General features: G+C 60.7%; 2 protein-coding genes. One reads left to right on the forward strand and one right to left on the reverse strand.

The window, feature by feature from the left end:
- Window positions 1-140 precede the first annotated feature (140 nt).
- Entirely contained in the window at window positions 141-14,903 is a 14,763-nt protein-coding gene (locus ACZ6YA_RS14760; RefSeq protein WP_465897853.1) for an immunoglobulin-like domain-containing protein, read from the reverse strand.
- Between ACZ6YA_RS14760 and ACZ6YA_RS14765 the strand changes: the two genes are divergently transcribed.
- Window positions 14,862-15,113 (forward strand): hypothetical protein (locus tag ACZ6YA_RS14765; protein WP_465897854.1); only part of this gene is annotated, 252 nt, incomplete at its 3' end. The two genes, ACZ6YA_RS14760 and ACZ6YA_RS14765, sit on opposite strands and share 42 nt — an antisense overlap.

Genomic DNA, 15,113 nt, shown 5'->3' on the forward strand with positions numbered 1-15,113 from the left:
ACGATGATTCCTTGTTGGTAGACAGCAGCATAGGCAACTTTCACCAGGCGTGTAAGCCCGGCGCATGAGTATGCGCTGCAGGAGGGGTGGTAGAAAAGACCGCCCCTGCGGTGGCCTGATGCGGCCACCGCAGGCGTGGGTCAGTTGTTGTCGATCTTGATGGTCGGGTCGGCACCGCTGATCAGCGAGTTGATCGTGGTGTTGGACCAGTTGACGCCTTCCAGCTTGATCGACACATCGGCATTGGCCAGGCCGCCGGCCGCATTGAGCTTGCCTTCAGTACTCACCTGCAAGGTCGACGAACCATCGACGGTGGTGATCTTCAGGAAGTTGTCGATGGTGCTGGCCTTCTCGCCCTGCAGCAGGTCGCGCAGGTCAAGGCGATCACCTTCGGTGGCCTTGAAGTCCTTGATGATATCGTTGCCGATGTCACCGGCCTTCCACACGAAGGTATCGGCGCCGCTGCCACCGATCAGGATGTCATTGCCCTGGCCGCCGATCAGCGTGTCGTTGCCGCTACCGCCCAGCAGGATGTCATTACCCTTGCCGCCATCGAGGGTGTCGTTGCCACCCTGACCGAAGATGATGTCATTGCCTGCCCCACCCATCAGGGTGTCGGCGCCGTCATTGCTGCCCGAGACGTCGAACTCGGTGTAGTGCTCGCTGATGTACTTGTGCATCGCGCGCGCATCCACGTCACCGGCATCCACGCCCAGCTTGCTGGCGACGTAACCCTGGATCGCCTCGACCCCGGTCCCAGCGATCGATGGGAAGGTCAGCAGGTCTCCGAAGATGATGTCATTGCCATCCCCGCCGTTGACCGTGTCGTTACCCGGGTTGGTGACTTCGGTATGGCCGAGGATGGCATCGGCGAGCTTGCTCGGATCGATGTTGGTCTGCGGCTTGCCGTCGGAGTCGAACGGCTTCAGATCGCTGGTCTTGACGTCGTCGTTCAAACCAATGGCTTCGACGCTGGACAGGCCGGACAAGATCTTGAAGCTGTCGGTAGAGTTGTTCCAGGTGGCATCGCTGGTGCTGCTGCCGGACCCAGAACGGTTGGACAGCTCGTAGCCGCCGTTGCCTTCGGCGCGAATGTCGCCGGACAGGCTGGTGGTCCACCTGCCGCTCCAGTAGCTGTAGGTTTGCACCGTCAAGCTGCCATCGCTGTCGATGGTCAGGTAGTTGGTATTATCCAGATACTTGCTGACCGTCACCCCTGCCTTGTAGTTGATCGAGGCCAGGTAGCTGTCGAACGTCTGGTTGGTGCTGCCAAGGGTCGGGTTGCCTTGCTCACCGCTCTGGTAATAGGTCGGCTTGCCATCGGTGATGAAGAAGGTCTGGTTGTCACCGGTGCTGCCCGCAGCCTTGAGGTTGGTGAACCAATTGGCAGTGGTCTTGAACGCATCTTCGTAGTTGGTACCGCCACCGGAGCTCATGCTGTTCAGCGCGTTCAGCAGCGTCTTCAGGCCAGCATCGTTGAGGGACACCGATACGCTGGTCTTCACTTGGCTGGCGAAGTCCACCAGCAAGATATTCACGGTACCGGACTGCGCTCCCTTGACGCTCGCTGCCAGGGTCTTGAACACCGACTCCAGCGACGACTTGGCTGCGTTCACACCGGACGACCCCATGCTGCCCGAAGTGTCGACGATAAAGGCGATGTTGTAGTCCTTGCCCGGCACCACGTGCAGACCGCTGACATCCGCGACGACGATGTCATTGCCATCGGTACCAGTGATGTTGTCGTTGTCGGCCGACAGGTTGCTGGTGGTGTAGCTCTGCGGGTAGACCGTGACCTTGATGCTGCCTTCGTTGGTCGCGGTGCTGCCGCCGACGCTTTCGGTGGAGGTCGAGGTGACCTTAACGTCGAACTGGCCGGAATAGTAGGCCGGTGGCTTGATGGTCAGGCTGCCGAGGTTCCAACCGGTCACGTCCACCGCAGCGGTACCGACAGTGAAGGTGTGGCCGGCGTTGTCGGCAACCACGGAACCTGCCGGGATACCGCTGAGCTTGACGCTCAGGCTTTCCGAACCATCAGTGTCGGTCAGCCCGGTGCTGATGCTCACCAGCTTGACCGGCGCGCCGTTCTCGCCGCCTTCGTTGAGCTTGTAGCCGTCGTAGTAACCCTGGCCGTTGCTGCCATGCAGGTCCGAGACGGTCACACCGGCATTGGCCAGCGCACCGACGTTCGGGTACATCGGGATGTTGGCGCTGTTGAGGTCAGTGACCGCACCATTGCCCACCTTGATGTTGACGTCGAGGCTGCCTGCGCCGGCCTGGTTGGCGTTGTAAATTTCCAGGGTGTAATAACCGCTGGTGGTCGGGGTGAAGCTGCCGGAAATGCTGCCGCTTGCCGAGCCCCAGGTGGCGCCGGCGACGTTCTTGCCGCCGATCACGATCTGCAGGCTGTCGTCGGCGGTGCCGCTGAAGGTGTAGGTCTTGCCGGCTTCCAGGTAGATCAGGCCGGAGGTCTTCGAGCCTGTGCCAGGGGTGACGGTGGCCACGGTGTCGACGGTGGTCACCTGCTCGCTCTTGCTGGCGCTACCGGAATTAGCGAACACGTTCTTCAACGCATCGCCTGTGATGCCGTTGCCGTTGGTGCCCAGGCCGGTGAGGCTGGTCCAGGTTTCCTTGGTCAGGCCGAGCGAGTTGACGTTGTTGTTGCCGATAGCCAGGTCCGGCCTGTCGGCGACCGGCGTGATGTCGACCTTCAGCGTCGCTTCGCTGCCCGAGTTGGTGCCATCGAACGGCTTGAACTTGATCTGTGCGTAGTCGGCCTGTTTGTTGCCCACCCCGGTGCCGCCGTAGCCATCAACGCCCGACTGGTTGGCCAGCGGCACGAACTTGAGCTTGCCGGCGGCGATGTCGCTCTGGCTGATGGTCTGGTTCAGGGCCACGTCGACCCATGCGGTGCCGTTGAAGAACTTCAGGCTGCCGAGGTCCGGCAGCTTGGTGATGGTCACGCCCAGGCCGGTGTTGCCATCGGCATCGGTGACGTTGAAGTTGTTCCACTGGAATACGTAGTCAGTATCTTCGTTGCCCGTCACGGCACCACCGGTCGACACTGGCGCGTGGTCGTTGTCGACGATCGTGGTGGTGACCGACGTCTTGCTCGGGTCGACCTGCAGGTTCTCGAAGCCACCGCCGGTGGCACCGCTGATCTTGACCACGAAGTTTTCCGAACCTTCGACGAGCTGGTCGTCGATGGTCTTGATGTCGAAGGTCGCACTGCTGCTGCCGGCAGGGATCTTCACCGTAACCACACCCGTGTAGTCCTGGCCGTTGCTGGCTGTGCCGCTGTAGCTCAGGGTGACGGTAACTTCCGTTTTCGACGGGTTGCTCAGGGTCAGCGTGTAGTGGGCAGTATTGCCTTCGTCCACCGAGGTATCGCCGCTGATGCCCACGGTGGTCAGGTCGCCCTGGCCGCTTGGTTCGTCGGTGACGGTAGTGGTGACGGTATTGCTGCCCAGGGTCAGCTTCTCGAAGTTGTCGCCCCCGGTGACCGTTTCGATCTTGTTGACGATATTCGCTTGGCCACCGACATACGCATCATCCTTGGCGGTGATGGTGAAGGTGCCAGTGGCGCTGTTGGCCGGGATGGTGACCTTGGTGCCATCGCTCAAGGTGAAGATCAAGCCGTTGTGGCCAGTGACCGACAGGCCTTGGGCGTTGGTCAAGGTCACGGTGTAGGTGACCTGGCCGCCTTCGGCGACGGTGGACTTGTCGGCCGTCAGGGTCGCAACCACTTCACTGGTGGTGTCGGTGATCTGCACGGTGGCATTGCCACCCAGCTCCAGGTTCTCGAAGGTTTTGCCGGTGACAGTGGCCTCGGTGATGCCGACGGTCAGCGAACCTGGGTCCTTGAAGACGTCATCGCCTTGGGCCGGGGCCTTGTAGATGGCTTCGGTCTGACCCGCGAGGATGGTCACCTTGCCGCCGTTGGACAGCGTGATGTTGAGGTCACGGTCCAGCTTCTGGCTGACCTTGACGGTGAAGCTTGGCTGCTGGTCTTCGGTGACATTGCCATTGCTGACGATGGTGACGCTGACTTTATCACCCTGGTTGCCGGTGCCTGGGGTGCCCGAACCTGGCTCGTCGGTGACCGAAGTGGTCACGGTGTTGCTGCCCAAAGTCAGTTTTTCGAAGTTGTCCGCGCCGGTGACCGCTTCCAGTTTGTTGGCAATGGCAGTTTGGCCGCCGACATAGACATCATCCTTGGCGGTGATGGTAATGGTTCCGGTCGCGCTGTTGGCCGGGATGGTCACCTTGGTGCCGTCGCTCAGGGTGAAGGTCAGGCCGGTGTGGCCGGTGACCGACAGACCCTGGGCATTGGTCAGGGTCACGGTGTAGGTGATCTGACCGCCTTCGTTGACAGTGGACTTGTCGGCCGTCAGGGTCGCAACGACTTCGCTGGTGGTATCGGTGATCTGCACGGTGGCGTTGCCACCCAGCTCCAGGTTCTCGAAGGTTTTGCCGGTGACAGTGGCGTCAGTGATACCCACGGTCAGCGAGCCTGGGTCTTTGAACACGTCATCGCCCTGAGCCGAAGCCTTGTAGATGGCTTCGGTCTGGCCCGCGAGGATGGTCACCTTGCCGCCGTTGGACAGCGTGATGTTGAGGTCGCGGTCCAGCTTCTGGCTGACCTTGACGGTGAAGCTTGGCTGCTGGTCTTCGGTGACATTGCCATTGCTGACGATGGTCACGCTGACCTTGTCACCCTGGTTGCCGGTGCCTGGGGTGCCCGAACCGGGCTCGTCGGTGACCGAGGTGGTCACAGTGTTGCTGCCCAGGGTCAGCTTCTCGAAGCTATCCCCGCCAGTGACCGTTTCGATCTTGTTGACGATGTTCGGCTGGCCACCGACGTACACATCATCCTTGGCGGTGATGGTGATGGTGCCGGTCCCGCTGTTGGCCGGAATGGTGACCTTGGTGCCATCGCTCAGGGTGAAAGTCAGGCCGTTGTGGCCAGTGACCGACAGGCCTTGGGCGTTGCTCAGGGTCACGGTGTAGGTGATCTGGCCGCCTTCGGCAACGGTGGTCTTGTCCGCCGTCAGGGTGGCGACCACTTCACTGAGGGTGTCGGTGATCTGCACGGTGGCACTGCCACCCAGTTCCAGGTTCTCGAACGTTTTGCCCGCGACGGATGCTTCGCTGATGTTCAGGGTTAGCGAACCATTGTCCTTGAAAACATCGTCGCCTTGCGCCGGCGCCTTGTAGATGGCTTCGGTCTGGCCAGCGGCAATCACCACCTGGCCGCCGTTGGACAGCTTGACAGTCAGGTCCTGGTCCAGTTTCTGGCTGACCTTGACGGTAAAGCTTGGCTGTTGGGCCTCGTTCACATCGCCATTGCTGACGATGGTCACGCTGACCTTGTCGCCTTGGTTGCCGGTGCCTGGGGTGCCCGAGCCGGGTTCGTCGGTGACCGAAGTGGTCACGGTGTTGCTGCCCAGGGTCAGTTTCTCGAAGGTGTCACCACCGGTGACCGATTCGATCTTGTTGACGATGTTCGGCTGGCCACCGACATACACATCATCTTTGGCGGTGATGGTGATGGTGCCGGTCGCGCTGTTGGCCGGGATGGTCACCTTGGTGCCATCGCTCAAGGTGAAGGTCAGGCCGTTGTGGCCGGTGACCGACAGGCCCTGGGCGTTGCTCAGGGTGACGGTGTAGGTAATCTGGCCACCTTCAGCGACGGTGGTCTTGTCGGCAGTGAGGGTCGCGACCACTTCGCTGAAGGTGTCGGTGATCTGCACGGTGGCCGAACCGCCGATTTCGAGATTCTCGAAGGTCTTGCCCGCCACGCTCGCCTCGGTGATACCCACGGTCAGCGAGCCTGGATCTTTGAAGACGTCATCGCCCTGCGCTGTGGCCTTGTAGATCGCTTCGGTCTGGCCCGCGAGGATGGTTACCTTGCCGCCGTTGGACAGCGTGATGTTGAGGTCGCGGTCCAGCTTCTGACTGACTTTGACGGTGAAGCTTGGCTGCTGGTCTTCGGTGACATTGCCATTGCTGACGATGGTCACGCCGACCTTGTCGCCCTGGTTGCCGGTGCCTGGAGTACCCGAACCTGGTTCGTCGGTGACCGAAGTGGTCACGGTATTGCTGCCCAGGGTCAGCTTTTCGAAGTTGCCCGCGCCGGTGACGGTTTCCAGTTTATTGGCAATCGCTGGCTGACCACCGACGAAGACGTCGTCCGGGGCATTGATGGTGATAGTGCCGGTCGCGCTGTTGGCCGGAACGGTGACCTTGGTGCCGTCGGACAGGGTGAAGGTCAGGCCGTTGTGGCCGGTGACCGACAGACCTTGAGCGTTGGTCAGGGTCACGGTGTAGGTGATCTGACCGCCTTCGGCAACAGTGGTCTTGTCGGCGGTCAGGGTGGCGACGACTTCGCTGGTGGTGTCGGTGATCTGCACGGTGGCGTTGCCACCCAGCTCCAGATTCTCGAAGGTTTCGCCAACGACAGTGGCGTCAGTGATACCAACAGTCAGCGAACCGCCGTCTTTAAAGACGTCGTCGCCTTGGGCCGGGGCCTTGTAGATGGCTTCGGTCTGGCCGGCAGCGATCACTACCTGGCCGCCGTTGGACAGCTTCACGGTCAGGTCCTGATCCAGCTTCTGGCTCACTTTTACAGTGAACGACGGCTGCTGGTCTTCGGTGACATTGCCATTGCTGACGATGGTTACGCTGACTTTGTCGCCCTGGTTGCCGGTGCCTGGAGTGCCCGAGCCTGGTTCGTCGGTGACCGCGGTGGTCACGGTGTTGCTGCCCAGGGTCAGTTTCTCGAAGTTGTCGCCACCGGTGACCGTTTCGATCTTGTTGACGATGGTTGGCTGACCGCCGACATACACATCATCCTTGGCGGTGATGGTGATAGTGCCGGTCGCGCTGTTGGCCGGAACGGTGACTTTGGTGCCGTCGGACAGGGTGAAGGTCAGGCCGTTGTGGCCAGTGACCGACAGACCTTGGGCGTTGGTCAGGGTCACGGTGTAGGTGATCTGGCCGCCTTCGGCGACGGTGGTCTTGTCGGCCGTCAGGGTGGCGACAACTTCGCTGGTGGTGTCGGTGATTTGTACGGTGGCGTTGCCACCCAGCTCCAGGTTCTCGAAGGTTTCCCCAACAACAGTGGCGTCAGTGATGCCAACGGTCAGCGAACCGCCATCTTTGAAGACGTCGTCGCCTTGCGCCGGGGCCTTGTAGATCGCCTCGGTCTGGCCGGCGGCGATTACCACTTGACCACCGTTGGACAGGTTCACGGTCAGGTCGTGGTCGAGCTTCTGGCTGACTTTGACGGTGAAGCTTGGCTGCTGATCTTCAGTGACATTGCCATTGCTGACGATGGTGACCGAAACCTTGTCGCCTTCGTTGCCAGTGCCAGGAGTGCCCGTACCCGGCTCGTCAGTCACGGTGGTGGTGACGGAGCTGTCGCCCAGCGTCAGTTTCTCGAAGTTGTCCGCCCCCTCAACCGATTCCAGCTTGTTGACGATATTCGGTTGACCGCCGACATACACATCATCGTTAGCGGTGATGGTGAAGGTGCCGGTGGCGCTGTTGGCCGGGACGGTAACCTTGGTGCCGTCAGACAAGGTGAAGGTCAGGCCATTGTGGCCGGTGACCGACAGACCTTGGGCGTTGGTCAGGGTCACGGTGTAGGTGATCTGGCCGCCTTCAGCAACGGTGGTCTTGTCCGCAGTCAGGGTCGCGACGACTTCGCTGGTGGTGTCGGTAATCTGCACGGTGGCGTTGCCACCCAGCTCCAGGTTCTCGAAGGTTTCGCCAACGACAGTGGCGTCAGTGATGCCGACGGTCAGCGAACCGCCGTCCTTGAAGACGTCGTCGCCTTGGGCCGGGGCCTTGTAGATGGCTTCGGTCTGGCCGGCAGCGATCACGACTTGACCGCCGTTGGACAGGTTGACGGTCAGGTCATGGTCGAGCTTCTGGCTGACCTTGACGGTGAAGCTTGGCTGTTCAGCCTCGTTCACGTCACCGTTGCTGACGATGGTGACACTGACCTTGTCGCCTTCGTTGCCAGTGCCCGGCGTGCCGGTGCCAGGTTCGTCGGTGACTTCGGTCTTCACTTGTTCCTGGCCGAGGGTCAGTTTCTCGAAGTTGTCCGCACCCTCGACCGATTCCAGTTTGTTGGTAATCGCAGGCTGGCCGCCAACATACACATCATCGTTAGCGGTGATAGTGAAGGTGCCGGTGGCGCTATTGGCCGGAACGGTAACTTTGGTGCCATCGGACAAGGTGAAGGTCAGGCCATTGTGGCCAGTGACCGACAGACCTTGGGCGTTGGTCAGGGTCACGGTGTAAGTGATCTGACCGCCTTCGGCCACAGTGGTCTTGTCGGCCGTCAGGGTGGCGACCACTTCGCTGGTGGTGTCGGTAATCTGCACCGTGGCGTTGCCACCCAGCTCCAGGTTCTCGAAGGTTTCCCCAACGACAGTGGCGTCAGTGATGCCAACGGTCAGCGAACCGCCGTCTTTAAAGACGTCGTCACCTTGCGCCGGGGCCTTGTAGATGACTTCGGTCTGGCCGGCAGCGATCACTACCTGGCCGCCGTTAGACAGGTTCACGGTCAGGTCATGATCCAGCTTCTGGCTCACTTTTACAGTGAACGACGGCTGCTGATCTTCAGTGACATTGCCGTTGCTGACGATGGTGACCGACACCTTGTCGCCTTCGTTGCCAGTGCCCGGCGTGCCGGTACCAGGTTCGTCGGTGACTTCGGTCTTCACTTGTTCCTGACCGAGGGTCAACTTCTCGAAGTTGTCCGCACCCTCGACCGATTCCAGTTTGTTGGTAATCGCAGGCTGGCCGCCAACATACACATCATCGTTAGCGGTGATAGTGAAGGTGCCGGTGGCGCTATTGGCCGGAACGGTAACTTTGGTGCCATCGGACAAGGTGAAGGTCAGGCCATTGTGGCCAGTGACCGACAGACCTTGGGCGTTGGTCAGGGTCACGGTGTAAGTGATCTGACCGCCTTCGGCCACAGTGGTCTTGTCGGCCGTCAGGGTCGCGACCACTTCGCTGGTGGTGTCGGTAATCTGCACGGTGGCATTGCCACCCAGCTCCAGGTTCTCGAAGGTTTCCCCAACGACAGTGGCGTCAGTGATGCCAACGGTCAGCGAACCGCCGTCTTTAAAGACGTCGTCACCTTGCGCCGGGGCCTTGTAGATGACTTCGGTCTGGCCGGCAGCGATCACTACCTGGCCGCCGTTAGACAGGTTCACGGTCAGGTCATGATCCAGCTTCTGGCTGACTTTTACAGTGAACGACGGCTGATGATCTTCAGTGACATTGCCGTTGCTGACGATGGTGACCGACACCTTGTCGCCTTCGTTGCCGGTGCCCGGGGTGCCGGTACCGGGCTCGTCGGTGACTTCGGTCTTCACTTGTTCCTGGCCGAGGGTCAACTTCTCGAAGCTGTCCGCACCCTCGACCGATTCCAGCTTGTTGATAATCGCAGGCTGGCCGCCGACGAAGACGTCGTCCGGAGCACTGATGGTGAAGGTACCGGTGGCACTGTTGGCCGGAACGGTAACTTTGGTGCCATCGGACAAGGTGAAGGTCAGGCCATTGTGGCCAGTGACCGACAGACCTTGGGCGTTGGTCAGGGTCACGGTGTAAGTGATCTGGCCGCCTTCGGCCACGGTGGTCTTGTCGGCGGTCAGGGTGGCGACAACTTCGCTGGTGGTGTCGGTGATCTGTACAGTGGCGTTGCCACCCAGCTCCAGGTTCTCGAAGGTTTCCCCAACGACAGTGGCGTCAGTGATGCCAACGGTCAGCGAACCGCCGTCTTTGAAGACGTCGTCGCCTTGCGCCGGCGCCTTGTAGATCGCTTCGGTCTGGCCGGCAGCGATCACGACTTGGCCGCCGTTGGACAGGTTCACGGTGAGGTCATGGTCGAGCTTCTGGCTGACCTTGACGGTGAAGCTTGGCTGTTCAGCCTCGTTCACGTCACCGTTGCTGACGATGGTGACACTGACTTTGTCGCCTTCGTTGCCAGTGCCCGGCGTGCCGGTGCCGGGTTCGTCGGTGACTTCGGTCTTCACTTGTTCCTGACCGAGGGTCAGTTTCTCGAAGTTGTCCGCACCCTCGACCGATTCCAGTTTGTTGGTAATCGCAGGCTGGCCGCCAACGAAAACGTCGTCCGGAGCATTGATGGTGAAGGTACCGGTGGCGCTGTTGGCCGGGACGGTAACCTTGGTGCCGTCAGACAAGGTGAAGGTCAGGCCATTGTGGCCGGTGACCGACAGACCCTGGGCATTGGTCAGGGTCACGGTGTAAGTGATCTGGCCGCCTTCGGCGACGGTGGTCTTGTCCGCAGTCAGAGTGGCAACGACTTCGCTGGTGGTGTCGGTGATCTGCACCGTGGCGTTGCCACCCAGCTCCAGGTTCTCGAAGGTTTCGCCAACGACAGTGGCGTCAGTGATGCCGACGGTCAGCGAACCGCCGTCCTTGAAGACGTCGTCGCCTTGGGACGGGGCCTTGTAGATGGCTTCGGTCTGGCCGGCAGCGATCACTACCTGGCCGCCGTTGGACAGGTTGACGGTCAGGTCGTGGTCCAGCTTCTGGCTGACTTTTACAGTGAACGACGGCTGCTGATCTTCAGTGACATTGCCGTTGCTGACGATGGTGACCGACACCTTGTCGCCTTCGTTGCCGGTGCCCGGGGTGCCGGTACCGGGTTCGTCGGTGACTTCGGTCTTCACTTGTTCCTGACCGAGGGTCAGTTTCTCGAAGTTGTCCGCACCCTCGACCGATTCCAGTTTGTTGGTAATCGCAGGCTGGCCGCCAACATACACATCATCGTTAGCGGTGATAGTGAAGGTGCCGGTGGCGCTGTTGGCCGGGACGGTAACCTTGGTGCCGTCAGACAAGGTGAAGGTCAGGCCATTGTGGCCGGTGACCGACAGACCCTGGGCATTGGTCAGGGTCACGGTGTAAGTGATCTGGCCGCCTTCGGCGACGGTGGTCTTGTCCGCAGTCAGAGTGGCAACGACTTCGCTGGTGGTGTCGGTGATTTGTACGGTGGCGTTGCCACCCAGCTCCAGGTTCTCGAAGGTTTCCCCAACGACAGTGGCGTCAGTGAGGCCAACGGTCAGCGAACCGCCGTCCTTGAAGACGTCGTCGCCTTGCGCCGGGGCCTTGTAGATCGCCTCGGTCTGGCCGGCAGCGATCACTACCTGGCCGCCGTTGGACAGGTTGACGGTCAGGTCGTGATCCAGCTTCTGGCTGACTTTTACAGTGAACGACGGCTGCTGATCTTCAGTGACATTGCCGTTGCTGACGATGGTGACCGACACTTTGTCGCCTTCGTTGCCAGTGCCAGGAGTGCCCGTACCCGGCTCGTCAGTCACGGTGGTGGTGACGGAGCTGTCGCCCAGCGTCAGTTTTTCAAAGTTGTCCGCACCCTCAACCGATTCCAGCTTGTTGACGATATTGGGTTGACCGCCGACATACACATCATCGTTAGCGGTGATGGTGAAGGTGCCGGTGGCGCTGTTGGCCGGGACGGTAACCTTGGTGCCGTCAGACAAGGTGAAGGTCAGGCCATTGTGGCCGGTTACCGACAGACCTTGAGCGTTGGTCAGGGTCACGGTGTAAGTGATCTGACCGCCTTCGGCCACGGTGGTCTTGTCTGCCGTCAGGGTGGCGACAACTTCGCTGGTGGTGTCGGTGATTTGTACGGTGGCGTTGCCACCCAGCTCCAGGTTCTCGAAGGTTTCCCCAACAACAGTGGCGTCAGTGATGCCGACGGTCAGCGAACCGCCGTCCTTGAAGACGTCGTCGCCTTGGGCCGGCGCCTTGTAGATCGCTTCGGTCTGGCCGGCAGCGATCACCACTTGGCCGCCGTTGGACAGGTTCACGGTCAGGTCGTGGTCGAGCTTCTGGCTGACTTTGACGGTGAAGCTTGGCTGCTGGTCTTCAGTGACATTGCCGTTGCTGACGATGGTGACCGAAACCTTGTCGCCTTCGTTACCCGTGCCCGGCGTGCCGGTACCAGGTTCGTCGGTGACTTCGGTCTTCACTTGTTCCTGACCGAGGGTCAGTTTCTCGAAGTTGTCCGCACCCTCGACCGATTCCAGTTTGTTGGTAATCGCCGGCTGGCCGCCAACATACACATCATCGTTAGCGGTGATGGTGAAGGTGCCGGTGGCACTGTTGGCCGGAACGGTGACTTTGGTGCCATCGGACAGGGTGAAGGTCAGGCCATTGTGGCCAGTGACCGACAGACCTTGGGCGTTGGTCAGGGTCACGGTGTAAGTGATCTGACCACCTTCGGCGACGGTGGTCTTGTCGGCCGTCAGGGTGGCGACAACTTCGCTGGTGGTGTCGGTAATCTGCACCGTGGCGTTGCCATCCAGCTCCAGGTTCTCGAAGGTTTCCCCAACAACAGTGGCGTCAGTGATGCCGACGGTCAGCGAACCGCCGTCCTTGAAGACGTCGTCGCCTTGGGCCGGGGCCTTGTAGATCGCCTCGGTCTGGCCGGCAGCGATCACCACCTGGCCGCCGTTAGACAGGTTGACGGTCAGGTCGTGGTCGAGCTTCTGGCTGACTTTGACGGTGAAGCTTGGCTGCTGGTCTTCAGTGACATTGCCGTTGCTGACGATGGTGACCGACACCTTGTCGCCTTCGTTACCCGTGCCCGGCGTGCCGGTGCCGGGTTCGTCGGTGACTTCGGTCTTCACTTGTTCCTGGCCGAGGGTCAACTTCTCGAAGCTGTCCGCACCCTCAACAGATTCCAGCTTGTTGATAATCGCAGGCTGGCCGCCGACGAAGACGTCGTCCGGAGCATTGATGGTGAAGGTACCGGTGGCACTGTTGGCCGGAACGGTGACCTTGGTGCCGTCGGACAAGGTGAAGGTCAGGCCGTTGTGGCCGGTGACCGACAGACCTTGAGCGTTGGTCAGGGTCACGGTGTAGGTGATCTGGCCGCCTTCGGCGACGGTGGTCTTGTCGGCCGTCAGGGTGGCGACAACTTCGCTGGTGGTGTCGGTAATCTGCACCGTGGCGTTGCCACCCAGCTCCAGGTTCTCGAAGGTTTCGCCAACGACAGTGGCGTCAGTGATGCCGACGGTCAGCGAACCGCCGTCTTTGAAGACGTCGTCGCCTTGGGACGGGGCCTTGTAGATGGCTTCGGTCTGGCCGGCAGCGATCACTACCTGGCCGCCATTGGACAGGTTCACGGTCAGGTCGTGGTCCAGCTTCTGGCTGACCTTGACGGTGAAGCTTGGCTGCTGATCTTCAGTGACATTGCCATTGCTGACGATGGTGACCGAAACCTTGTCGCCTTCGTTGCCAGTGCCAGGAGTGCCCGTACCCGGCTCGTCAGTCACGGTGGTGGTGACGGAGCTGTCGCCCAGCGTCAGTTTCTCGAAGTTGTCCGCCCCCTCAACCGATTCCAGCTTGTTGACGATATTCGGTTGACCGCCGACATACACATCATCGTTAGCGGTGATGGTGAAGGTGCCGGTGGCGCTGTTGGCCGGGACGGTAACCTTGGTGCCGTCAGACAAGGTGAAGGTCAGGCCATTGTGGCCGGTGACCGACAGACCTTGGGCGTTGGTCAGGGTCACGGTGTAGGTGATCTGGCCGCCTTCGGCAACGGTGGTCTTGTCGGCCGTCAGGGTCGCGACCACTTCGCTGGTGGTGTCGGTAATCTGCACGGTGGCATTGCCACCCAGCTCCAGGTTCTCGAAGGTTTCGCCAACGACAGTGGCGTCAGTGATGCCGACGGTCAGCGAACCGCCATCTTTGAAGACGTCGTCGCCTTGGGCCGGGGCCTTGTAGATCGCTTCGGTCTGGCCGGCAGCGATCACCACTTGGCCGCCGTTGGACAGGTTGACGGTCAGGTCATGGTCGAGCTTCTGGCTGACCTTGACGGTGAAGATTGGCTGTTCAGCCTCGTTCACGTCACCGTTGCTGACGATGGTGACGCTGACTTTGTCGCCTTCGTTGCCAGTGCCCGGAGTGCCGGTGCCGGGTTCGTCGGTGACTTCGGTCTTCACTTGTTCCTGGCCGAGGGTCAACTTCTCGAAGCTATCCGCACCCTCAACCGATTCCAACTTGTTGGTAATCGCAGGCTGGCCGCCGACGAAGACGTCGTCCGGAGCATTGATGGTGAAGGTACCGGTGGCGCTGTTGGCCGGGACGTTAACCTTGGTGCCGTCGGACAGGGTGAAGGTCAGGCCGTTGTGGCCAGTGACCGACAGACCTTGAGCGTTGGTCAGGGTCACGGTGTAAGTGATCTGGCCGCCTTCAGCGACGGTGGTCTTGTCAGCCGTCAGGGTCGCAACGACTTCACTGGTGGTGTCGGTGATCTGCACCGTGGCGTTGCCACCCAGCTCCAGGTTCTCGAAGGTTTCTCCAACAACAGTGGCGTCAGTGATGCCGACGGTCAGCGAACCGCCGTCTTTGAAGACGTCGTCGCCTTGGGCCGGGGCCTTGTAGATCGCCTCGGTCTGGCCGGCAGCGATCACTACCTGGCCGCCATTGGACAGGTTCACGGTCAGGTCGTGGTCGAGCTTCTGGCTCACTTTTACAGTGAACGATGGCTGCTGATCTTCAGTGACATTGCCGTTGCTGACGATGGTCACGCTGACTTTGTCGCCTTCGTTGCCAGTGCCCGGCGTGCCGGTGCCGGGTTCGTCGGTGACTTCGGTCTTCACTTGTTCCTGGCCGAGGGTCAACTTCTCGAAGCTGTCCGCCCCCTCGACCGATTCCAACTTGTTGGTAATCGCAGGCTGGCCGCCAACGAAAACGTCGTCCGGAGCATTGATGGTGAAGGTACCGGTGGCGCTGTTGGCCGGGACGGTAACCTTGGTGCCGTCAGACAAGGTGAAGGTCAGGCCATTGTGGCCGGTGACCGACAGACCCTGGGCATTGGTCAGGGTCACGGTGTAAGTGATCTGGCCGCCTTCGGCGACGGTGGTCTTGTCCGCAGTCAGAGTGGCGACGACTTCGCTGGTGGTGTCGGTGATTTGTACGGTGGCGTTGCCACCCAGCTCCAGATTCTCGAAGGTTTCGCCAACGACAGTGGCGTCAGTGATACCAACAGTCAGCGAACCGCCGTCCTTGAAGACGTCGTCGCCTTGGGCCGGGGCCTT

It is taken from the genome of Pseudomonas sp. NPDC090752 (genome assembly GCF_055584805.1).